General features: G+C 58.9%; 22 protein-coding genes. All 22 read right to left on the bottom strand.

Going from position 1 to position 22,658, the window contains the following annotated elements:
- Nucleotides 1-4 precede the first annotated feature (4 nt).
- On the bottom strand, nt 5-1,333 hold the full coding sequence (gene flhF / locus FFH21_RS17910) for a flagellar biosynthesis protein FlhF (protein ID WP_011169088.1): 1,329 nt from the start codon (nt 1,331-1,333) through the stop codon (nt 5-7).
- A gap of 11 nt (nt 1,334-1,344) precedes the next feature.
- Nucleotides 1,345-3,474 (bottom strand): flagellar biosynthesis protein FlhA, encoded by a 2,130-nt coding sequence (gene flhA, locus FFH21_RS17915; protein WP_002554274.1) that lies wholly within the window; start codon nt 3,472-3,474, stop codon nt 1,345-1,347.
- A 572-nt stretch (nt 3,475-4,046) separates the two neighbouring features.
- Nucleotides 4,047-5,183 (bottom strand): flagellar biosynthesis protein FlhB, encoded by a 1,137-nt coding sequence (gene flhB, locus FFH21_RS17925; RefSeq protein ID WP_002554275.1) that lies wholly within the window; start codon nt 5,181-5,183, stop codon nt 4,047-4,049.
- A 1-nt stretch (nt 5,184) separates the two neighbouring features.
- Nucleotides 5,185-5,970 carry a flagellar biosynthetic protein FliR gene (fliR, locus tag FFH21_RS17930; protein WP_041924593.1) on the bottom strand — a complete coding sequence of 262 codons (786 nt, stop codon included), beginning with the start codon at nt 5,968-5,970 and terminating at the stop codon, nt 5,185-5,187.
- Between the two features lie 6 nt (nt 5,971-5,976).
- Nucleotides 5,977-6,246 (bottom strand): flagellar biosynthetic protein FliQ, encoded by a 270-nt coding sequence (locus FFH21_RS17935; protein ID WP_002554277.1) that lies wholly within the window; start codon nt 6,244-6,246, stop codon nt 5,977-5,979.
- A gap of 25 nt (nt 6,247-6,271) precedes the next feature.
- A complete protein-coding gene (fliP, locus tag FFH21_RS17940; RefSeq protein ID WP_004664470.1) occupies nt 6,272-7,024 on the bottom strand; it encodes a flagellar type III secretion system pore protein FliP in 753 nt (250 codons plus the stop codon).
- Nucleotides 7,024-7,464, bottom strand: a complete 441-nt coding sequence (fliO, locus tag FFH21_RS17945; RefSeq protein WP_004664467.1) for a flagellar biosynthetic protein FliO — start codon at nt 7,462-7,464, stop codon at nt 7,024-7,026. Before fliO ends, fliP begins: the two co-directional genes overlap by 1 nt.
- Nucleotides 7,465-7,923 (bottom strand): flagellar motor switch protein FliN, encoded by a 459-nt coding sequence (gene fliN / locus FFH21_RS17950; RefSeq protein WP_002554280.1) that lies wholly within the window; start codon nt 7,921-7,923, stop codon nt 7,465-7,467.
- A 61-nt stretch (nt 7,924-7,984) separates the two neighbouring features.
- Entirely contained in the window at nt 7,985-8,953 is a 969-nt protein-coding gene (fliM, locus tag FFH21_RS17955; protein WP_002554281.1) for a flagellar motor switch protein FliM, read from the bottom strand.
- Nucleotides 8,954-8,962: 9 nt separating this feature from the next.
- The gene (gene fliL / locus FFH21_RS17960; protein ID WP_002554282.1) at nt 8,963-9,463 is read right to left on the bottom strand and encodes a flagellar basal body-associated protein FliL; all 501 of its coding nucleotides are present in this window, start codon (nt 9,461-9,463) and stop codon (nt 8,963-8,965) included.
- 488 nt (nt 9,464-9,951) lie between these two features.
- Complete coding sequence (locus FFH21_RS17970) at nt 9,952-11,376, bottom strand: flagellar hook-length control protein FliK (RefSeq protein WP_011169090.1); 1,425 nt, start codon at nt 11,374-11,376, stop codon at nt 9,952-9,954.
- Between the two features lie 125 nt (nt 11,377-11,501).
- Nucleotides 11,502-11,858: an Hpt domain-containing protein gene (locus FFH21_RS17975; protein ID WP_005731569.1), complete on the bottom strand. Its 357-nt coding sequence runs from the start codon at nt 11,856-11,858 to the stop codon at nt 11,502-11,504.
- Between the two features lie 33 nt (nt 11,859-11,891).
- Nucleotides 11,892-13,598 (bottom strand): fused response regulator/phosphatase, encoded by a 1,707-nt coding sequence (locus FFH21_RS17980; protein WP_004664462.1) that lies wholly within the window; start codon nt 13,596-13,598, stop codon nt 11,892-11,894.
- Nucleotides 13,555-13,905, bottom strand: coding sequence for an STAS domain-containing protein (locus FFH21_RS17985; protein ID WP_002554287.1), 351 nt, complete (start codon nt 13,903-13,905; stop codon nt 13,555-13,557). Before FFH21_RS17985 ends, FFH21_RS17980 begins: the two co-directional genes overlap by 44 nt.
- Before the next feature lie 85 nt (nt 13,906-13,990).
- Complete coding sequence (gene fliJ, locus FFH21_RS17990) at nt 13,991-14,440, bottom strand: flagellar export protein FliJ (RefSeq protein ID WP_002554288.1); 450 nt, start codon at nt 14,438-14,440, stop codon at nt 13,991-13,993.
- A 6-nt stretch (nt 14,441-14,446) separates the two neighbouring features.
- On the bottom strand, nt 14,447-15,805 hold the full coding sequence (gene fliI, locus FFH21_RS17995) for a flagellar protein export ATPase FliI (RefSeq protein WP_004664459.1): 1,359 nt from the start codon (nt 15,803-15,805) through the stop codon (nt 14,447-14,449).
- Nucleotides 15,795-16,619, bottom strand: coding sequence for a flagellar assembly protein FliH (gene fliH, locus FFH21_RS18000; RefSeq protein ID WP_011169091.1), 825 nt, complete (start codon nt 16,617-16,619; stop codon nt 15,795-15,797). Before fliH ends, fliI begins: the two co-directional genes overlap by 11 nt.
- A 15-nt stretch (nt 16,620-16,634) precedes the next feature.
- Nucleotides 16,635-17,651, bottom strand: coding sequence for a flagellar motor switch protein FliG (gene fliG, locus FFH21_RS18005; protein WP_002554291.1), 1,017 nt, complete (start codon nt 17,649-17,651; stop codon nt 16,635-16,637).
- Nucleotides 17,644-19,428 (bottom strand): flagellar basal-body MS-ring/collar protein FliF, encoded by a 1,785-nt coding sequence (fliF, locus tag FFH21_RS18010; protein WP_011169092.1) that lies wholly within the window; start codon nt 19,426-19,428, stop codon nt 17,644-17,646. Before fliF ends, fliG begins: the two co-directional genes overlap by 8 nt.
- A 15-nt stretch (nt 19,429-19,443) precedes the next feature.
- Nucleotides 19,444-19,773, bottom strand: coding sequence for a flagellar hook-basal body complex protein FliE (fliE, locus tag FFH21_RS18015; protein ID WP_004658736.1), 330 nt, complete (start codon nt 19,771-19,773; stop codon nt 19,444-19,446).
- Between the two features lie 243 nt (nt 19,774-20,016).
- Nucleotides 20,017-21,432 carry a sigma-54 dependent transcriptional regulator gene (locus FFH21_RS18020; protein ID WP_004664453.1) on the bottom strand — a complete coding sequence of 472 codons (1,416 nt, stop codon included), beginning with the start codon at nt 21,430-21,432 and terminating at the stop codon, nt 20,017-20,019.
- Nucleotides 21,432-22,646: a PAS domain-containing sensor histidine kinase gene (locus FFH21_RS18025; RefSeq protein WP_011169093.1), complete on the bottom strand. Its 1,215-nt coding sequence runs from the start codon at nt 22,644-22,646 to the stop codon at nt 21,432-21,434. The genes FFH21_RS18020 and FFH21_RS18025 overlap by 1 nt, the downstream gene beginning before the upstream one ends.
- Between the last annotated feature and the right edge of the window lie 12 nt (nt 22,647-22,658).

The raw sequence follows: 22,658 nt of genomic DNA on the forward strand, positions 1-22,658 counted from the left end.
TCACTTAACCCACTCTCTTGCCAGGGGTGTGATAGAGGTCAGCAAACATATCAGCCATCGCTTCCTCGCTCGGCTCATCCTGCATCTGCACACTCACCGCACGGCTCACCAGTTGATGACGACGCGGGGTGTCCAGGTCGTCAGGAATACGGGGTCCGTCCGTGAGGTAGGCCACAGGTAATTCATGACTGATCGCCAGGCTCAGGACTTCGCCAAGGCTGGCTGTTTCATCAAGCTTGGTCAGAATGCATCCGGCCAGGCCACAACGCTTGTAACTGTGATAAGCAGCGGTCAGCACCTGCTTCTGGCTGGTGGTCGCCAGTACCAGGTAGTTACGCGACTTGATGCCACGCCCTGCCAGGCTTTCCAGTTGCATGCGCAGCGCAGGATCGCTGGCTTGCAGCCCGGCGGTGTCGATCAACACCACGCGCTTGCGCAGCAGCGGCTCCAGCGCCTGGACCAGCGACTGGCCAGGATCGACATGGGTAACCGGCACGTTGAGGATGCGCCCAAGGGTCTTGAGCTGCTCCTGTGCGCCGATGCGGAAACTGTCCATGCTGACCAGAGCGATATTCTGCGGACCGTACTTCAACACGTAACGTGCCGCCAGTTTGGCCAGCGTGGTGGTCTTGCCCATGCCGGCAGGCCCGACCATGGCAATGACTCCACCCTCTTCTAGCGGCTCGATGTCCGGGACGGCAATCATGCGCGCCAAATGGGCCAGCAACATGCGCCAGGCCTGACGAGGCTCGTCAATCTCCGGGATCATCGACAGCAGATCGCGCGACAGCGGGCCGGACAAACCGACACGTTGCAGGCGGCGCCACAGATTGGCCTGCTGCGGACGACTGCCCTGCAGCTGGTTCCAGGCCAGGGAGCCAAGCTGAACTTCCAGCAGCTCGCGCAAGCCGTTCAATTCGGAGCGCATCGAATCATAGGCGCGCTGGCCGACAGCAGGCTCTGCGGGCGCAGGCGGCGTGTACGCGAATGGTCGTGGCGGCTCTTCGAGCGTTGGCTCGATGTGCGTATCGACAGCGCTGACCGGTTTGCCGGAAAACAGCTGAAGATTGATCGACGCGTCACTGTCGCTGCGGTTGTTCAATTCGGCCTGAGCAGAGACGATGCGCGACTGGGTCTTGCGCAGCTCGTCTTCGAGCTCCATGTTCGGCACACGCGGTGCCAGGGCGGACAGCTTGTAATCCAGAGCGGCAGTCAGCTCTACGCCACCGGCAATGCGCCGGTTACCGATGATGGCCGCCTCGGCGCCCAGCTCATCGCGAACCAGTTTCATGGCTTGACGCATATCGGCGGCGAAAAATCGCTTAACTTGCATGACTCACTACCTCAGCCGTTCGGCCCGACAGTCGCTACGATGGTTACTTGCTTGTTGTCCGGAATTTCCTGATACGCCAGAACATGCATGTTCGGTACAGCCAATCGTCCAAATCGTGACAGCATCGCCCGGACAGGCCCTGCTACCAGAAGAATTACCGGCAACCCTTGCATCTCCTGACGCTGGGCGGCCTCAATCAACGAACGCTGGAGCTTCTCAGCCATGCTTGGCTCAAGAAGAACGCCTTCTTCCTGACCCTGACCAGCCTTCTGCAAACTATTGAGCAATATCTGTTCCAACCTTGGTTCCAGAGTGATAACAGGCAGCTCCGGCTCAACACCTACAATGCTTTGGACGATTGCGCGGCTCAGACCCACTCGCACCGCAGCCACCAAAGCGGCGGTATCTTGACTCTTGCCGGCGTTGTTGGCGATAGCTTCTGCAATGCTACGAATATCACGCACAGGCACATGCTCAGCCAGAAGCGCTTGCAGCACGTTGAGCAGCGAGGACAGGGACAGCACACCAGGGACCAGCTCTTCAGCCAGTTTGGGCGAGCTTTTGGCCAGCAATTGCATCAACTGCTGGACTTCTTCGTGACCAATCAGCTCATGAGAGTGCTTATAGAGAATCTGGTTCAAGTGGGTTGCCACCACAGTACTGGCGTCCACCACGGTATAACCCAGCGACTGCGCCTGGCTGCGCTGGCTGATTTCGATCCAAACGGCCTCCAGACCAAACGCCGGGTCTCTGGCGGTGATGCCGTTCAGGGTGCCGAACACTTGACCGGGGTTGATCGCCAGCTCGCGATCCGGATAAATCTCGGCCTCGGCCAGAATCACGCCCATCAGCGTCAGACGGTAGGCGCTGGGTGCCAGATCAAGGTTGTCACGGATGTGTACGGTCGGCATCAGAAAGCCCAGCTCTTGCGACAGCTTCTTGCGCACGCCTTTGATACGCGCCAGCAGTTGACCACCCTGATTGCGGTCCACCAGCGGAATCAGGCGATAACCCACTTCCAGGCCGATGATGTCGATAGGGGTGACGTCATCCCAACCCAGCTCCTTGGCGTCCTGAACACGGGTCGGCGAAGGCAGCAGGTCCTGTTGGCGTTGCACTTCGGCCAGCGCCTCGACTTTCACCTGGTTCTCTTTCTTCCAGAGCAGATACGCACCACCTGCAGCCACCAGGCCGAGGCTGATGAAGGAGAAGTGCGGCATGCCCGGCACCAGCCCCATGACGATCATGATCGCAGCGGAAACTGCCAGTGCCTTGGGCGAGGCGAACATCTGACGATTGATCAGCTTGCCCATCTCTTCCGAACCGGAAGCGCGGGTTACCATGATCGCTGCGGCAGTGGACAGAAGCAGTGATGGCAATTGCGCCACCAAACCGTCACCGATGGTCAGCAGGGTATAAACGCGGCCTGCATCAGCGAACGTCATGTTGTGTTGCAGAATACCGACCAGCATGCCGCCGATCAGGTTGATGAACAGAATCAGCAAACCGGCAATTGCATCGCCGCGCACGAATTTGCTGGCACCGTCCATGGAACCGTAGAACTCGGCTTCCTGAGCGACTTCAGCACGGCGGCGCTTGGCTTCTGGCTGATCGATGAGACCGGCGTTGAGGTCGGCGTCGATTGCCATCTGTTTGCCTGGCATCGCGTCGAGGGTGAAACGCGCGCTGACCTCGGAAATACGGCCGGCACCTTTAGTGATTACTACGAAGTTGATGATCATCAGAATCGCGAACACCACGATACCGACAACATAGTTACCACCGATCACCACCTCACCGAAGGCCTGAATCACCTTGCCCGCAGCGGCGTGACCGTCCTGACCGTGAAGCATAACCACTCGCGTGGAAGCAACGTTCAGTGCCAGACGCAACAGCGTGGCGACCAGCAGAATGGTTGGAAACACCGAGAAGTCCAGCGGCCGCAGAGCGTAAACACACACCAGCAACACGACGATGGACAGGGCAATGTTGAACGTGAAGAACACGTCCAGCAGGAACGGCGGCATAGGCAACATCATCATTGCCATCATGACCAGCAACAACAGCGGAACGCCCAACTGACCACGGCCCAGGCCAGTGATATTGCTGCGTGCGCTACTGAATATCTGAGAACGATCCACTGATTGTTTACCTGCGCACTAGATCAAAACATTGACGCCGATGGCGACCTGTATCGACCCTGTTGCAAAAAGCTGTCCAACTTTTACAAAGCCAGTGCTGGTAAGGCTTTAAAGGCAGAAGCAATGTGAAACCGGCATACCTTGCGCAGTCAGAAAATCTTCAAGAGCGGACGCAGAGCGTCCGGAACGGCATGCAATGCGGAGCGTCGCACGATAGTTGAGATGATCGTTCCTCACGCTCTGCGTGGGAATCGCACAGAGCGGACGCAGAGCGCCCGGAACGGCATGCGACGCGGAGCGTCGCACGATAGTTGAGATGATCGCTCCTCACGCTCTACGTGGGAATCGCAAAGAGCGGACGCAGAGCGCCCGGAACGGCATGCAATGCGGAGCGTCGCACGATAGTTGAGATGATCGTTCCTCACGCTCCAGCGTGGGAATGCCGTGGGTGACGCTCTGCGTCACAAATCTGCGCCGCACCACACGCCCAAGAGCGGACGCAGAGCTTCAGGAACCGCATACCCATGCGGAGCACGGGCGCGAGGGTGGTCTGCTGGCGACAAAGCAAAGGGCTACGCATCGCGCTGCAGGTCGGGCGGGATCTTGATGTCACCCAGTGGGTCTGGGCGCTTGCCTTGACCGGCGCGGAATTGGCGGATCTGGTAGACATAGGCCAGCACCTGGGCCACGGCCAGATAGAGCCCGGCAGGGATTTCCTGGTCCAGCTCGGTGCTGTAGTAGATGGAGCGGGCCAACGCCGCAGATTCCAAAATCAGTATCTGGTTATGCGCGCCGATTTCGCGAATCTTCAGCGCCACCAGGTCCGTACCCTTGGCCAGCAACATCGGCGCCCCGCCCTGCTCGGGATCGTATTTCAAGGCTACGGCAAAGTGCGTCGGGTTGGTAATAATGACATCCGCTTCCGGAATCGACGCCATCATCCGCCGCTGGGACATTTCGCGCTGCAACTGGCGAATACGCTGCTTAACCTCGGGGCTGCCCTCGCTGTTCTTATGCTCGTCGCGCACTTCCTGCTTGGTCATCAGCAACTTCTTGTGCGCCTCATACAGTACAAAGGGCACGTCGGCAGCAGCAATGAATATCAGACCACAGGCCATCCAGAAGCTGCTCCAGCCGACCACCAGCAGGCTGTGTATCATCGCCTGTTCCAATGGCTCATGAGCGATGGCCACCAGATCATTGCGCTCGTTGCTCAAGACCACCAGCGCAACGGCGAGGATGATCAAAAACTTGCCGAAGGATTTGAGCAGCTCGACCAGCGCATGCGGTGAAAACATGCGTTTGAGCCCTGCCGCCGGGTTCATCCGGCTGAATTTGGGCATCAGCGATTTGGTTGCGAACAACCAGCCGCCGAGCATGATCGGCCCCACCAGCGCCGCCACCAGCATGGCGATCAGAAACGGCAGCATCACGACCAGCGCGTGCAGGCCGGAGCTGAGCAACGCCTTGCCCATGTATGACTGATCCATGAGCGTTTCGCGGCTGATCGTAAAATTGTCGCGCATCAGCTCGGACATCATCTGCGCAATGCCTGAGCCGAACATCAGTAACCCGCCCGCCCCCATCAGCATGACCACCAACGTGGTCAGCTCCTTGGAGCGCGCAATCTGCCCATCCGCTCTGGAGTCCTTGACCTTTTTTTCCGTGGGGTCTTCTGTCTTGTCCTGGCCATTCTCGTTTTCTGCCATCTCAACGAGCCCTCACCATGTCGCGCAACGATTGCAGTGCCTGACTGGCAATCGGCTGATACTGATTGAGAATATCGCCCATGCTCATCCACAGGATGACCATGCCCAGCACGAGGGTCAGCGGGAAACCGATCGAGAAGATGTTGAGTTGCGGCGCTGCACGGGTCATGACGCCAAAAGCGATGTTGATGATCAGCAATGCAGTAATAGCAGGTAACACCAGCCTGAGCCCGGAACTCAACGCCCAGCCTAGCCCGTTCGCCAGCTCCCAGAAATTATTGACCAGCAGACCACCACCCACCGGCATCGTGGTGAAGCTTTCGACAAGTACTTCCAACACCACCAGATGGCCGTTCATGAACAAGAACAACAGCGTGACCAGCATGGTAAAAAACTGGCCGATAACAGCCGAAGATACGCCGTTGGTAGGGTCGACCATCGAGGCAAAGCCCATGCCCATCTGCGTCGAGATGATCTGCCCGGCGATCACGAAGATATGGAAAAACATCTGCAGGGACAGCCCCATGCCGGCACCGATGATGATCTGCTCGCCGATCAGCAACAGCCCACTGAGGTCAAGCGCCTGAACCGGCGGCATGGCTGGCAGCGCTGGAGCGACCACCACAGTGATGGCAAATGCGAGGTAAAGACGCACGCGTCGGGGAACCAGCGTGGTGCCAATCACCGGCATGGTCATCAGCAACGCGACGATACGAAACATCGGCAGCATGAAGCTCGCTACCCAGGTACTGATCTGGATATCGGTCAGCGCAAGCATCGGCTGCATGCGGCGCTAGCCGATCAGCGTCGGAATACTGGTGTACAACGACAGCATGTATTCCATGAAAATTTTCAGCAGCCAGGGGCCGATGACAATCAGCGTCACGAGCATGACCAACAGGCGCGGCAGGAAGCTCAGGGTCTGTTCGTTGATCTGCGTGGCCGCCTGAAACATCGCCACCAGCAGACCGCACAACAGGCTCGGCACCACAAGAATCGCGACCAGCACGGTGGTCAGCCACAGCGCCTCGCGAAACAGATCCACAGCTACTTCCGGCGTCATCGGGCAGACTCCTCAGTGAAACGGCTCATACGCCACCAAAACTGCCAGCCAGGGTGCCGACGATCAGCGCCCAGCCATCCACCAGCACGAACAGCATGATCTTGAACGGCAGCGAAATGATCAGCGGCGACAGCATCATCATACCCATCGCCATCAACACACTGGCCACCACCAGATCGATGATCAGAAACGGAATGAAGATCATGAAGCCGATCTGAAACGCCGTCTTGAGCTCCGAAATCACGAACGCTGGAACCAGAATGGTCAGCGGCGCGGCATCCGGGGTGGGGATGTCGGTACGCTTGGACAGGCGCATGAACAGCTCAAGGTCACTGGTACGGGTTTGCGCCAGCATGAAATCCTTGATCGGCACCTGCGCCTTGGCGACTGCATCCTGTGCACTGAGCTTTTCAGCCAGATAAGGCTGCAGCGCATCCTGATTCACGCGGTCGAAAACCGGCGCCATGATGAACATGGTCAGAAACAGCGCCATGCCCGTCAGGATCTGGTTTGAAGGTGTCTGCTGCAAACCGAGGGCCTGACGCAGAATCGAGAAGACGATGATGATCCGGGTGAAACTGGTCATCAGCATGACAAACGCCGGAATGAAGCTCAGCGCAGTCATGATCAGCAGGATCTGCAGACTGACCGAATACTCCTGCTGACCATCCGCACCATTGGACAGCGTGATCGCCGGTATCGATAGCGGATCGGCTGCCAGTACAGCAGGCGTCACCATGACCAGCAACAGCAGTATCACGAAACGCAGCGCGCCCATTACTTCTTGTCCTTATCCTTGCCCATCAGCTCCATCAGGCGCTGAGCGAATTCAGGGGTCGCCTGCTCACGCACTGGCACCTGTACCGGTTCCTTGAGCACATGCAGGGGCGTGATCCGCCCTGGCGTGATACCCAGCAAGATCTGTTCACTGCCGATCTGCACCAGCACCAACCGATCACGCGGACCGAGCGCGCGCGAACTCACCAATTCGATGACCTGACCATTGTTCGGCCCCACGCGCTGCACGCGGCGCATCAGCCATGCGAGCACGAAAATCAGACCGATCACCAGTATCAGACCGAACAGCAGCTGCACCACCTGCCCGCCCATACCGCCGGATACCGTATTGGCTACCTGCGCAGGTGCGGCCTGAGCAGCGGGCTCGGCAGCCCAGGCCAGCGACGGCAGGGTTAGCAGAACACTTAGCCAGCGCCTCATTTAGCGCAGCTTCTTGATGCGTTCGCTCGGGCTGATCACGTCGGTCAGACGGATGCCGAACTTCTCGTTGACCACCACCACCTCGCCATGCGCGATGAGCGTGCCGTTGACCAGCACATCCAGCGGTTCGCCAGCCAGGCGATCCAGCTCGATCACCGAGCCCTGGTTGAGCTGTAACAAGTTACGAATATTGATATCGGTGCTGCCCACTTCCATGGAGATCGACACCGGAATGTCGAGAATCACATCCAGGTTGGGACCGTCCAGAGAAACCGGACCCGTGCTTTTCGGCACGCTGCCGAACTCTTCCATGGTCATCCGGCTACCCGAATTCCCCGCATCCGCCGCCAGCAACGCATCGATATCAGCCTGACTGTCGCCAGCTTCGCCCAATGCAGCAGCCCACTCGTCGGCCAACGCCTGATCTTCAGCAGACGTCATATCGTTTTCATCAGCCATCAGTTGTCCTCTGCACGCAGTATTTCAGTTACGCAACAATTTCCGACGTTGACCAGACAGGTCAGCGTCGCGCTATGGGTTCGATTACTTGCAGGGCCATCTTGCCCTTGTGCGAGCCAAGCTTGACCTTGAATGACGGTACGCCATTGGCACGCATGACCAGCGACTCGCTCAGTTCCACCGGGATAACGTCACCAGGACGCATGTGCAGGATGTCCCGCAACGGCAACTGGCGCTGAGCGATGGTCGTGGTGAGCGGCACATTGACATCAAGAACGTCTTCCTTGAGCGCGTTGATCCAGCGCTCATCCTGATCGTCCAGATCCGACTGAAAACCGGCATCGAGCATTTCGCGGATCGGCTCGATCATCGAGTACGGCATGGTCACGTGCAGATCGCCGCCACCGCCATCCAGTTCGATATGGAAAGTGGAAATCACCACGGCCTCGCTCGGCCCGACGATGTTGGCCATGGCCGGGTTCACTTCCGAGTTGATGTACTCGAAGTTCACTTCCATGATGGCCTGCCAGGCTTCCTTGAGATCGATGAACGCCTGATCCAGCACCATGCGCACGACGCGAAGTTCGGTCGGCGTGAACTCACGGCCTTCGATCTTGGCGTGACGGCCATCGCCACCGAAAAAGTTGTCCACCAGCTTGAACACCAGCTTGGCATCAAGGATGAACAGCGCAGTACCACGCAGCGGCTTGATCTTGGCCAGGTTGAGGCTGGTCGGCACGTACAGAGAATGCACGTACTCGCCGAACTTCATGACCTGAACGCCACCCACCGCCACGTCCGCCGAGCGGCGCAGCAGGTTGAACATGCTGATACGCGTGTAGCGGGCGAATCGCTCGTTGATCATTTCCAGCGTCGGCATGCGCCCGCGGACAATCCGGTCCTGACTGGTCAGGTCGTAGCTTTTGACGCTGCCAGGCTCGCTGACGGTGTCGGTCTGGACCATCCCGTCGTCGACGCCATGCAGCAGCGCGTCGATCTCATCCTGGGAGAGCAGGTCTTGCACGGCCATGTGAGAGTCCTACTGCAATACGAAGTTAGTGAAGAGCAGCTGTTCAATCACAGTCTTGCCGAGTTCTTTCTGTGCCACTTCCTGAATGCTCGCGGTCGCTTTCTGACGCAGCATTTCCTGGCCGATCGGCGAGGCCAGCGACTCAAAGGGTATCGCTGCAAACAGCATGACCAGGTTGTTGCGGATCAGCGGCATATGCGCCTTCAGCGCTTCCATGTCGGCGGCATTGCGCGCCAGCATGGTGATACTGACCTGCATATAGCGCTGGCGACCATTGGAGTTGAAGTTGACCACGAAGGCCGGGGTCATGGGTTCGAACACCGCCACTGGCTTGACGTTAGCTGCAGCAGCGGCAGCAGCCGGGTCTGGTGTGCTTTCGCTCTTGTGCATGAGGAACCAGGTCGCGCCCACCGACAAACCTACCGCCAGCAGCAACGCCACAACGGCGAGGATGATGAGCTTGAGTTTGCCTTTGGTTGCCGGGTCTTTAACTTCTTCGCTCTTCGCCATGCCAATAATCCGTCACTATTCAAGAGGTTCTTCAATACGTGACAGAGGCAGAGCAAGTGTTATGCCAGAGTTGTACGAGATGGAGATGTATTGGACACAACCGGTTACGCGGCTGGGCGCGGAGGGATGGTGATGCTTGTGTCAGTGCCGAATCAGCCCGACCCGGGAGCTGATGACTATCGTCCCCACGCTCCGCGTGGTAATGCCTTTCGTGACGCTCTGCGTCACACAGCGGTTCGGCTATGTCAGTTATGTTTGTGTCAGGCTCAGGTTACCTTTTCGCCCCTCGGCGACCTACTTTGATGGGGCCAAAGTAGGCAAATCCCCTCGCTCCTGTTTCCGGCCCGACTTCGTCGGGTTCCTTCGCCCTGTCACTAAGGTCGCAATTTGCGTCGTCTGTACCATCGGGATCGAAAAGCATTTCTGCCTTAACAACTAGCAGACAAGGCATGACTTCGCGTCGCGGCTGCCATGTGAGGCAAGGAGCATCATGCGTAATAATCGATCTCGCTGCTGCCGATCACGCGCGCAGCCGGCTGGCTGACCGGAACAGCGGCATCGACGCCTGCAATGTCATCCGGAGTGTCGCCTGAGCTCACGCCATTGCCACGACCGTTGCGCTGGGCACGGCTGGCCTGCTCTTGAGCCTGTTGCTGGGCCTGCTGTTGCGACTGGTCGGAAACGTTGACGTCGACGTTGCCAAGCCCCTGCTGAACGAACGACTCACGCAACCTCGACATCTGGCTTTCCAGTGCGTCACGCACGCCCATATGGGCGCTCATGAACGTTACCTGGGTCTGCTGCTCAGGTGCCATGTTGATGCGAATGTCCAGACGTCCGAGTTCGGCGGGCTCCAGCTTGATATCGGCGGTTTTGAGGTTCTGGCTCGACAGGTACATGACGCGGTCGACAATGCCTTCGGTCCAGCCGCTTTGGTGCATGGCCAACGGCTGATTCATCAACGGCGCTGCGGCAGGCGCTGCCGCAACACGGGCCGGTTGCGCGGCCTGGCTCAGCGCAGCGAGGCGATCGGCAAAGTTGTCGACGCGCGTGTCGCCCGCGGCGCTTTTGACATCCTTCAGTCCTTCGCCGATCAAGCCGCTGAACGACTTGTCACTGCTTTCCGTGCTGCTGTCCTCCGAGGGAAGCTGCTCGCTCAGGGCCGACAGGTTATTGACGAGATTCTGGTTTGGATCGGCCTCTGCGTTGGTCGGCGTTGCTTTGTTGGCAGCATGGGTATTCTGCGCAGCCAGCTGCGTTTTGGCGTTGGCATTCTCCAGCGCCAATTGCACCGCATCCAGACCATCAAGCGGATCGGCGTCCGGATTGAATGCTTCTTCAGTCGCTGCGGGCGGAGCAGCCTGAGTGACCGTGAGCACGGTAGCTACGGGCGCAGCCGTGACGTCAGGGCTTTGTGGTCTGGCGACCGGCAACGCAGGCGCTTGAGCAGCCATCGCCTGCAACGCCGGGTCAAGCACCGGATCGACAATCGCCAGCCCTTCAGTCAATGCAGAGTCGGCAGATGCCTGTGCATCATCCTGCTTTGAACCGGCACTGGCAGCATCATCCTCAGCGGCAGTCGATCGGGTTGGCAAATCATTGCCGCTATCGGCAACACTCGACGTGTCAGCGGCATTGGCCTGATCACTGGCAGGCTTGTCCTTGCCGGCGGCAACCTTGTCCTTGTCAGGCGCAGCCTTGTCCTTGTCAGGCGCAGCCTTGTCGCGAGCCGGCTTGACCGGCGCATCATCACGCGACGGAACGGCATCCTTCGCCTGTTTGGCATAGACGTTGGAAAAGCTGGAGGCCCCGTCTTTGCTGCTGTCAGCAGACTTGACCGCATTATTGGCCGTACCGGACCTTGAGGTCGCAGTGCTTGTGGCCTGAAGAAGCGCATTGGTAGCGAGGGGCATTTCGGTCTCCGCATAAGCTGCTGGTTATCGCCTTACCAGAACACTGAGCAATATGCGGGCCAACCTTCCACACCCACTTCAAAGGTTGCCGAATAAAGGAGGATCGGGGATCTGGAAATCAGTGATCAGCTGACAAACAACTGCCGCTCAGCGTTAAACAAACCGCGAATGGTCATGTATTCGCTGTCGATTTTACCGATCAACTCTGTCAGACCTGTGAACAACTGCTGACGGGACTGCTCTTCCAACTGACGACACAACTCGGAAAGTTGCAAGGCACCCATATTGGCGCTGCTGCCCTTGAAACTGTGCGCGGTGAGGCTCAATTCCTGAAAGTCAGGATGGCTGACTTGAACAGCAAGACGCAGTTGCGCGATACGCTGCTCGGAATCCTTGAGGAACACATCCAGCAAGGTCGGATATTCGTCCTCCATGACTTCCTGCAAGGCATTCAGCACGCTGTAATCCAGATGAATCGACACTTGTTCACTCCTTGATCAAGACTCCAGGGGGGATTATGCCACTCCCTCCCAGGAAAATTCCACGCAGGCCGTCCTGCCATCCGCGGACCATCGAGCCTCACGACTCAATTCACACACCAGGCGGAGCCCGCGACCATACAGCTCATTGCCCGCAGGTATCTGCATCCGGACTTTTTCAATATCAAATCCCTGACCACTGTCCTCCACGCTGAGGGTCAGCCGACCACCCGCTGCGACCGGCTCGACCCGCACAGTCACGCGGATAAACCCGGTCTGAAGCATGCCAAGCCGCTCGGCGCGCTGCTGATAATACAGGGCAAAACCTGCTGCATCATGCTTTAGCGCCGAATCCAGCCCTAGTACACCATGTTCCAGCGCATTGCTATAAAGCTCGCCGAGCACCATGTGCAATGCAGCACCCTGATTGCGCAGGCCATGAACTTCAAGCAGCAACTGCAAGACGTACGGCAACGGGTTGAAGCGCCTCAGGGTCGAAGCGCGAAACTCGAAGCTGGCCGACCAGTCCAGTGGGCTGGAGGCACCGCTGTCCGAATAGGTCAGGGCAGGCAGACTCTGCAATGGCTCATCGACGGCACTGATTTCCAGCAAACTGACATCGTCACGTGCCTTGCCGCCAAAATCGTTGAGCGCTTCGAGAATTTCCTCGATCAGCAAGTGCGGCTCGCGGTTGGCAGAAAGCACCTGGCGCAAACGCTGCGCACCGAACAGTTCGTCATTACTGTTGCTTGTGTCGAGCACCCCGTCGGACAACAGGAAGATGCGATCGCCCGGCGCCAACGGATAGACATCGGTGCGTGCATCGAAAGCATCAACACTCAGCACGCCCAATGGCAAGTGACTGGAAGCCAGCGGCACATGCTCACCCTGCGCGCCGCGCAACAGGTAACCGTCCGGCAAGCCACCGCTCCAGACCTCGACCTGCCGTTGTGCAAGGTTGATACAAAGCAGCGTTGCACAACAGAACATGTCGACAGGGAGGATACGCTTGAGCTTGGCGTTCATTTCACGAAGGATTTCAACCAGGCCGTAGCCCTTGGCCGTCATGCCGTAGAACACCTCGGCGAGCGGCATCGCCCCGACGGCAGCCGGCAAGCCATGCCCGGTGAAATCCCCAAGCAGCACCTGCATGTGCCCGGCCGGCGTGTAGGCGGCCAGCATCAGGTCGCCGTTGAACAAGGCATAAGGAGACTGCAAGTAGCGGATATTGCCGGCCCCCAGGCAACCGGCATGGGCAATCTGATCGAACACCGCCTTGGCGACACGCTGCTCGTTGAGCAGGTAATCGTGGTGTTTGCTGATCTGGTCACGTTGTTGACGGACAGTTTCGTGCAATACCCGCAAGCGGTTCATGGCATTGAGCTTGGCGGCCAGCACCAGCGGGTTGTAAGGCTTGGACATGAAGTCGTCGCCACCGGCGTCCAGGCAGCGTGCAAGCGCCTCACCTTCAGTCAGCGAGGTGAGGAAGATGATCGGTACCAGCGACTCACCACTCATCGCCTTGATCCGTCGCGCAGCTTCAAAACCATCCATGACCGGCATCATGGCGTCCATCAGAATCAACTGCGGACTTTCAGCCTTGAAGATGGCCACAGCCTCGACACCATTGCCAGCACTGAGAACCCTGTGGCCCTGCCGCGCAACGATGGTTGAAAGCAGCAACCGGTCACTGGCACTGTCATCGGCGATCAGAATGCACAGTTTTTTCGGGGATGACTGCACTGGGTATGCTCAGTTCGAACAACTTCGAGAAATTGGAAATAGCCAGAATCTTCAGTACATCAGGCGTGCAATTGACAAGGTGCACCACCGCTTTATCGCCACCGGCATGGTCGCGTAACAGCAACAGCATCCCCAGCGCAGAACTGTCCAGGTAATGCGTGCCCCGCAGGTCGACTACATAGTTCAGCGTCTGCGGGTAATCCTCGTAGGCTGCGCGAAACGCCTGATGGGATTGAAAATCAAAGCGCCCTTCGATGTAAAGGGTCAGCGTCTGGCCATCGGCAGAGCGTTCGGAAGTGACTGTCATGGGGAACCTCGAGGTGTTTCATCACCGAGACATTGATAGCGTAGACCAGCCAGAGAAATCACCGCGGGTCTGATTGGGTCAAACGTCAGAATTGTTCGTGACGAGGCAGACGCTGCGACAACTCGTCGAGCAATTTCTGCTCCCGCTTATCCTCCAGCCTGCGTGCTTCATCCATATAACGCTGCACCAGCTTACGCAAGCCTTCGACCCGCGCGTAACAATCCTGCCAGGCGCTCCGCGCCCTATCGAGATTGGCCTTGTGCCACTCAAGGCTTTTGTATTGCTGGGCAACGGCGACATCGAGCTGGCTGAGAAAGCGCTGATAACCCAGTAACCACTGCCCGGAAACCCCGGCACTGCCGCGTTGCAACCATTGCTGCTGATAATCCTGACGAAACTGGTCAAGCTCCTGCAGCTTGTTGTTGGCCAGATTGACCTGCCCCTGAAAATGCCCAAGCCGCTGAGCCGCCGTTCGCTCGGCGGCTTCCGCCATCTCGACCACTGGCGCAAGACGCGCCGCTCGACTCTGAGCCATAAGCTATCAGCCGCCAGGTGCCGGTGCGAATATAGACGCCAGCGCCTCGCCACTGCCTTGCATGCTTTCGTTGTCTCGCAGGCCCTGGCGCTGATAGCGCACCAACACCGGGTGCAACGCAATCGCCATGTCGGTCTCGCGATCGCCGCCCGCCACATAGGCACCCACGCTAATAAGGTCGCGAGTCTGCTGATAGCGCGACCACAACTGTTTGAAATGCTGCGCACGCGCCATGTGCTCGGGGCTGACCACCGCAGGCATGACCCGGCTGATGGAGGCTTCGATATCGATGGCCGGGTAATGGCCCTCTTCAGCCAGACGCCGGGACAGCACGATGTGACCGTCGAGCACACCACGCGCGGAGTCGGCAATCGGGTCCTGCTGGTCATCGCCTTCCGACAGCACCGTGTAAAAGGCCGTGATAGAACCACCACCCGCCTCGGCATTGCCTGCGCGCTCCACCAGCTTGGGCAACCGGGCGAACACAGAGGGCGGGTAGCCTTTGGTGGCTGGCGGCTCGCCAATGGCCAGGGCGATTTCCCGCTGAGCCTGAGCAAAACGGGTCAGCGAGTCCATCAGCAGCAGGACATTCTTGCCCTTGTCACGAAAGTATTCGGCGATCCGCGTGCAATACATGGCAGCGCGCAGCCGCATCAGCGGCGCATCATCGGCTGGCGATGCAACCACCACCGAGCGCTTCAGGCCCTCTTCGCCAAGAATGTGCTCGATGAACTCCTTGACCTCACGACCCCGCTCACCGATCAGGCCGACGACAATGATGTCCGCCTCTGTGAAGCGCGTCATCATGCCCAGCAGCACACTCTTGCCCACACCGGTACCGGCAAACAACCCCAGACGCTGACCGCGGCCAACCGTCAATAAACCGTTGATGCAGCGAATGCCGACATCCAGCGGCTGGCTGATGGGGTCACGCTTGAGCGGGTTGATGGTCGGGCCATCCATTGGCACCCAGTCTTCAGCCTTGATCGGCGAGCGGCCGTCCAGCGGCCGGCCCGCGCCGTCAAGCACACGGCCCAGCATACTCATGCCCATTGGCAGGCGACCGGTATCGGCCAGTGGCACGACCCGCGCACCGGGCGCAATGCCCGCCACGCTGCCGACCGGCATAAGAAACACCTTGCCGCCAGAAAACCCCATCACTTCGGCTTCGACTTCGACCGGGTGATGACTGTCATCGTTGATGACCACACAACGGCTGCCCATCGCAGCACGCAGGCCCTCGGCCTCTAGTGTCAGACCAACCATACGCAGCAGGCGGCCCTCTACAACGGGCTGGGCAGGCAGACTGATCGACTCGGCGTAGGAGCCGAGGCGCTTGCCGAAACTGGTGCGATCAAGGCGCATCGAGCGTGTCCGCGTCAGCTTCGGCTGCACTGGAAGCCTTGCCGGGCGCAGCCTCCAGCTCGACGCTGAGGTCCGCCGCAGCCGGATGCGTCACCTGCTCATGCAACTGGTCATGCATTTTGGAAATAGCCAGCGCGATTCGCGTTTCGACACTGGCATCAATACGGCTATGCTCGGTTTCGATACGGCAACCACCCGGCAGCAAGTCTTCGTCTTCGACTATTTTCCACGACTCCTCATGACGCTCGCGCATGGCCTTGACCAGCAGGAAGTCCTGAGGATTGATGGAAATTCGCAGGTTCTGCGCACCCATCGGCAATAGCTTGAGCGCATCGCGCAACACGCTGGCGATCTGACCGGAATCAGTGACCAGTTCGCGCTGAATGACCTGCCGCGCGATGTGCTCGACCAGATGAATGACGGCCTTTTCGATCTGTGTGTCCTGCTCGGCGATAGGTGCCAACAGGTGGCCCATCAGTTGTTCCAGGCCGGCGACCTTGGCCGCAAGAACGACTTCAGCTTCCTGGCGCACTTTTAGCTGGGTGCTGTGAAAGCCTTCCTTTTCACCGGTGGCGAAGCCTTCGTTCCACGCCTCCTGGCGGATGCTTTCCAGCTCCTCCAGGGTCAACGGTTGAACTTCATCCAGCGGTACTTCTTCCATCTCGGCCGGTTCATCGACCGGTTCCGGTTCCGGTTCGGGCTCAGGCTCGGGTTCCACATGTGGATCGAAGCTGGGCAACGACCAGATATCGAGTAACCCGGCGTCCTTGGCGCGAATGAGGTCGCTGGCCGATTCTTTATTGGAACTGGACATGAGTCGGCTGAATCCTTAGATCATTTCCTCGCCACCCTTGCCACCGAGTACGATCTCGCCGGCCTCGGCCATACGACGCGCAATGGTGAGGATTTCTTTCTGGGCGGTTTCCACGTCGCTGACACGCACTGGACCTTTTGCTTCCAGGTCGTCGCGCAACAGTTCGGCGGCACGCTTGGACATGTTCTTGAAGATTTTTTCCTTGATCGCCTCGTCCGAGCCCTTCAGCGCCAGTACCAGCACGTCCGAGGATACTTCGCGCAACAGCGCCTGAATACCGCGGTCGTCCACGTCGGAGAGGTTGTTGAAGACAAACATGAGGTCTTCGATCTGTACCGAAAGGTCTTCGTCGACCTCGCGGATCGAATCCATGAGCGCGCCTTCGATAGAGCTGTCGAGGAAGTTCATGATGTCGGCTGCACGCTTGATACCACCCAGGGTAGTACGCGACGTGTTGGCGTTACCGGAGAACTGCTTCTCGAGAATCTGGTTAAGCTCTTTGAGCGCTGCTGGCTGCACCGTATTGAGCGAAGAAACGCGCAGGATGATATCCAGACGGACCTTGTGATCGAAATGCCCAAGCACCTCGCCCGCCTGGTCGGCGTCAAGATAAGCCACCACGATGGCCTGAATCTGCGGGTGCTCGAAACGGATCACGTCGGCGACGGCACGCGGCTCCATCCACTTGAGGCTGTCCAGACCGCTGGTGTTGCCACCCAGCAGGATCCGGTCGATAAGGCCGTTGGCCTTGTCTTCGCCCAGCGCCTGGGTCAGCATCTTGCGGATATAGCCATCGGAACCGACGCCAAGGCTGGTCTGGTCGCCGACGATGTCGACAAACTCGCTCATGACCTCTTCGACCTGCTCGCGATGCACATTGCGCATCTGAGCCATCGCTACGCCCACTTTCTGGACTTCCTTGGGCCCCATGTGCCGGAGCACCTGAGCAGCGTCGGTTTCGCCGAGGGAAAGCAGCAACACTGCAGCTTTCTCGACTTTGGAGAGTTTGGCTACCATGGCTCGATCATTCATCAGTGTTAATCCACTCTTTCACGACCTGGGCCACACGACCCGGATCTTCGGCCACCAAGCTCTTGATTGCGTTCAGCTGTGCGTCATAACCCTCGGTCGGGCTAGGCAGCAGAATACTTTGCGGGCCACCCAGGCTGACGCGGTCGTTGGACAACTCACCATCCAGGCCGCCCATGCCACCAAGCTCGGCGTCGCCACCGAAACCGGCCAGCTCCTTGCTCTTGCCGGTGGTGATGTTGGTCAACACCGGACGCAACACGCCGAACACCAGGATCAGGATGAAGATCACACCCACCGCCTGTTTGACGATGTCCCAGAACCACGGCTGCGAGTAGAACGACGCCTCTGGCAACACTTCAGCGCGCTCGATGGAGAATGGCACGTTGATCACGCTGACGCTGTCGCCGCGGCTGGCGTCGAAACCGACGGCATCCTGCACCAGACGGGTAAAGCGAGCCAGGTCCGCCGCGCTCCACGGAGCACGGGTGACTTCGCCGTTGGCGGCGTTGGTCTTGACCATGTCGTCGACTACCACCGCGACTGACAGACGAGTCAGACGGCCCTGCTGCTGCTTGGTGTGACTGATCGAACGGTCCAGCTCGAAATTCTTGGTCGACTGCACGCGTTTGTCGGCAGGGTAAGGAGCCAACGCTGGCTGACCGGTCGCCGGGTCCATGATCTGTTGACCATTGGCATCCAGCAGCGGTTGGCCTGGAGCGATAGGGCCGGCAGCACCGGCCGCACCGGCCGTTGCATTCTGCGGCGCCGTAGCAGGACCTGGCGGCTGGTTGCTCAACGCGCCCGGAACGCCGCCCGTGCTTGAACTGCTGGAGCGCTGTTCGTTGACCGACTGCTCGCTGCGCAAGGCAGGCTGGTCAGGGTTGAAGCTTTCGGCGGTCGATTCGACGGCGCTGAAATCGACTACTGCCGAGACTTCAGCCTTGTAGCGATCGTTGCCCAGAATCGGCTGCAGAATATTCTGCACACGCTGGGTCAGCATGCCTTCCATGCGACGGCTGTAGTCGAACTGCTTGCCAGCCATGGTCAGTTCGGAGTTTTCCGCCTGATCGGACAGCAAAGCGCCCTTCTGGTCGACAACCGTGATCTGCGACTTGCTCAGCTCGGGAACACTGGTGGCCACCAGGTTGATAATGGCCATAACCTGACTGGGCTCCAGCGAGCGGCCAGCATACAGCTCGACCAGTACCGAAGCGCTTGGCTTGCGGTCGTCACGGACAAACACCGAACTCTTCGGAATCGCCAGGTGCACACGGGCACCCTTGACGTTGTTCAGGGCAGAGATGGTACGTGCCAGTTCGCCTTCCAGACCACGACGATAACGCGTGGCTTCCATGAACTGACTGGTCCCCAGGCCCTGATCCTTGTCGAGGATTTCGAAACCGATGTTGGCGTCGTTCTGCACCACGCCTGCCTGCGCCAGCTGGATACGCGCACGCTGCACATCATCGGACTTGACCAGCAACGCGCCGGAATTGGGTTCGACGGTGTAGTTGATATTCGCCGCAGTCAGGGTGTCCATGATCTGCTTGCTGTCCATGCCCGCCAGGCTGCCATAAAGCGGACGATAGTCAGGCTGCTGGGACCAGAGCACCACGGCAAAGCCGATGGCCACGCTCGCGGCAAGACCGACCATAAGGCCGATCTGACGCAGCATGGTCATTTCGGAAAGGTTTTCCAGAAAAGACAAACCGAACAACGGTTTCTTATCGGAAGCGCCCGCTCTTGCTGGAACGGGATCGGCAGTTGCTTCGGCCATGACTCAGTACGTCCCTTAAACCGGCATCTGCATGATGTCTTGATAAGCTTGAACCAGCTTGTTACGCACCTGGGTCAACGCCTGAAAAGACACGCTGGCTTTCTGCGACGAAATCATGACGTCGGTCAGATCGACGCCGCTCTTGCCGATTTCAAATGCATTGGCCAACTGGCTGGAGGCCTGCTGGGTCTGCGCGACCTTGTTGACGGCCTGGCCAAGCATGTCGGCAAAGCTGCTGGCGCCGGCTTCCTGCGCGCCGGACACGGGCTTGGGTGCAGACATCGCATCCATCTGCATGGCCCGCATATCCAACATCAAGCGATTAAATTCAACACCTTTGCTCATGGACGTTTCTCTCGTAAGGCCCGCAAATTTTTGACACTGATTCAGCGGGTACAGAAGACATAGCAACAACGGTGCCAGCTAGATGGCGGCTATTTGCCACACCAAATGGGAATACCATGTTGCCCGACATGAAATCACTCCAGACCTCCCGTATTCATGGGGGTATCCGGATATTTCCGGCTTGCGCCGTTTATACGAATATTCAGTGACCAGTGATCACAACCACCGATCAGCGCCACCGGTTCAGGTAGCGAACAGATAGGCTTCCACATCCATCCCGGCATCGCGCATCTGCGCCAGCTTGTAACGCAAGGTACGCGGGCTGATACCCAGGCGCTCGGCGGCCTCCTTGCGACGACCGCGCTCCGCACGCAGCGTGTCAATAATCATCTGAAACTCGCGACGCCTGAGGTCATCACCCAGTGCACCGACAGACTCCGCATTGCCACCAGCACCTGCATTATCAGGCGAGGATGTGACAGGCAAAGACGGCACAGCCTCCACCACGGCAGCGGCTGGAAGACTTGTCACCGGCCCGGAGAGACAGAAATCCTGCGCCTGTATCACCCCGCCCTGCTGCAGAATCAAGGCTCGCTGCACGGCGTTATCCAGCTCACGCACATTGCCAGGCCAAGGGTAGCTGACCAGACACTGCTGCGCCTCGGCAGAAAGACGAACCGGCGCGTGCTTCATTTTATTGACGTGCTTGGCCAGAAGCCGCTCGGCCAGTGGCAGAATATCGGCAGTCCTTTGACGCAGCGCCTGCCAGGCCAGTGGAAATACCGACAGGCGATAAAACAGATCTTCGCGAAAGCGCCCCGCCGCCACTTCCCCTGCCAGATCGCGGTTGGTAGTAGCCACAACGCGAATATCCAGAATGATCGGCTTGCGCGCACCCACGCGCTCGACTTCCCGCTCCTGCAACACACGCAACAGTTTGGCCTGCAGCCCCAGTGGCATTTCGGAAATCTCGTCAAGCAGGATTGTCCCGCCGTCAGCCTGCTCGAACTTGCCGGCCTGCGCGGCAATGGCGCCGGTAAACGAGCCCTTTTCATGACCGAACAGCGTCGCTTCCAGCATATTGTCCGGAATCGCAGCGCAGTTGATCGCAATAAAAGGCTTATCGGCACGCGGAGAATTTTGATGAATGAAACGCGCCAGCACTTCCTTGCCTGTGCCGGACTCACCGGAGATGAGCACAGTGGAGTCGCTCTTCGCCACACGGCTGGCCAGGTTCAATAACTGGATACTGGCGGGTTCAACAGCAATCGGCCCGTCGCGCTCGGCAGGCTCCAGACGACCCAGTGCATGTCGTGCAACCAATGCAATCAGGGCCTTGGGCTCGAAAGGCTTGACCAGATAATCGGCCGCGCCCTGACGCATGGCATCGACCGCGCGATCAACGGCACCGTGGGCAGTCATCAGCAGTACCGGCAGTTGCGGATGCCGACTGCGCAACAGGCTCAGCAACTGATGACCGTCCATGCCCGGCATGTTGACGTCGCTGATCACCAGACTGAACGGTTGCGCCTCGGCTGCGACCAACGCCTCTTCAGCAGAGCCGACCGCCTGGTATCCATAGCCAGCCAATTCCAGGGTTTCCCCAAGTGCCTCGCGCAGCGAACGGTCGTCCTCGACCAACAGCACGTTGATCGACATCAGTTGTTACCCATCGAGCCGGAAGCCGGAATCAATGGCAGGCTGACAATTGCACAGGTGCCACGACCGACCCGCGACAGATAATGCACGCCGCCCTGATGCGCACGCGACACCGCCGTCACCACAGCCAGACCAAGCCCGGTGCCGGTGGTCTTGGTGGTGAAAAACGGCTCGCCGATACGCGCCAGCGCAGCCTTGTCCATGCCGCTGCCGTTATCGCTGAAGCATACGCGCAGCACATTGCCGCGGCTGTACACATGAACTTTCAGCAGTGTCCGGCCAGCACTGGCCTGGACGGCGTTTTCAATCAGGTTGAGCAACGAACCAACCAACGTGTCGCGATTGCACAGCAACTCGCCTTCAATACTGTCGCACTGCCAACGCACCGGTACGCCCTGCACATGGGTGACCGCAGCGTTTTGCAAAGCCTGAAACAAGGCAACAGGCGTCAGGCGATCCGTCAGCGGCAACTCGCCACGGGCAAACACCAGCATGTCGCGAACCTGATGCTCGAGCTCATGCAGACGATCCTTGAGCCGTGCGGCAAAGCGCTGCTGGGTTTCCACCGGCAATTCCTGCTCGGCCAGATGACTGGCATAGATCATCGCGGCCGACAACGGTGTACGAATCTGATGCGCCAGAGAAGCGACCATCCGACCCAGCGATGACAAACGCTCGTGACGCGCCAGTTGCTCCTGGAGATGGCGGGTTTCGGTCAAGTCATTAAGCAGCACCAACTGCCCGGGTTCAGCGTCCAGCGAGCGGGTTGCAATGGAAAGCCTGCGGCCGTCCTTGAGCGAGACTTCGTGGCCATCGTCTTCACGCGGGGCAAAACACCGACTGATGACGTGACGCCAGAGCATGCCCAGCAAGGGCTGGCCCAGCAGATCGATTGCCGCAGGATTGGCTTCGCGCACCACGCCCATGCCATCAATCACGATTACGCCACCGGGAAGCAGATCAAGCAGGTTTTGCAGGCGGTTGGCCAGCCGCTCCTTTTCCGCCAGCTCTTGTAGACGCTGAGCACCGGCGTGGGCCAGTTCGCCCTTGAGTTCAGTGACACGCGCTTCGAGCAGACCATAGGAGTCGGTCAATTGCGCCGACATTTGATTGAACAGCGAGAACGCCTGCTCAAGCCCCTGACGACTTTCCAGCTCCGGGGAGTATTGAGCCTGAGCAGATAGGGCGGAAGTCAGTTGGGCGGCCTGGGACATAGTTCATCTCTC

Origin of the sequence: Pseudomonas sp. KBS0707 (genome assembly GCF_005937945.2) — a bacterium.
GTDB classification, from domain to species: domain Bacteria; phylum Pseudomonadota; class Gammaproteobacteria; order Pseudomonadales; family Pseudomonadaceae; genus Aquipseudomonas; species Aquipseudomonas amygdali.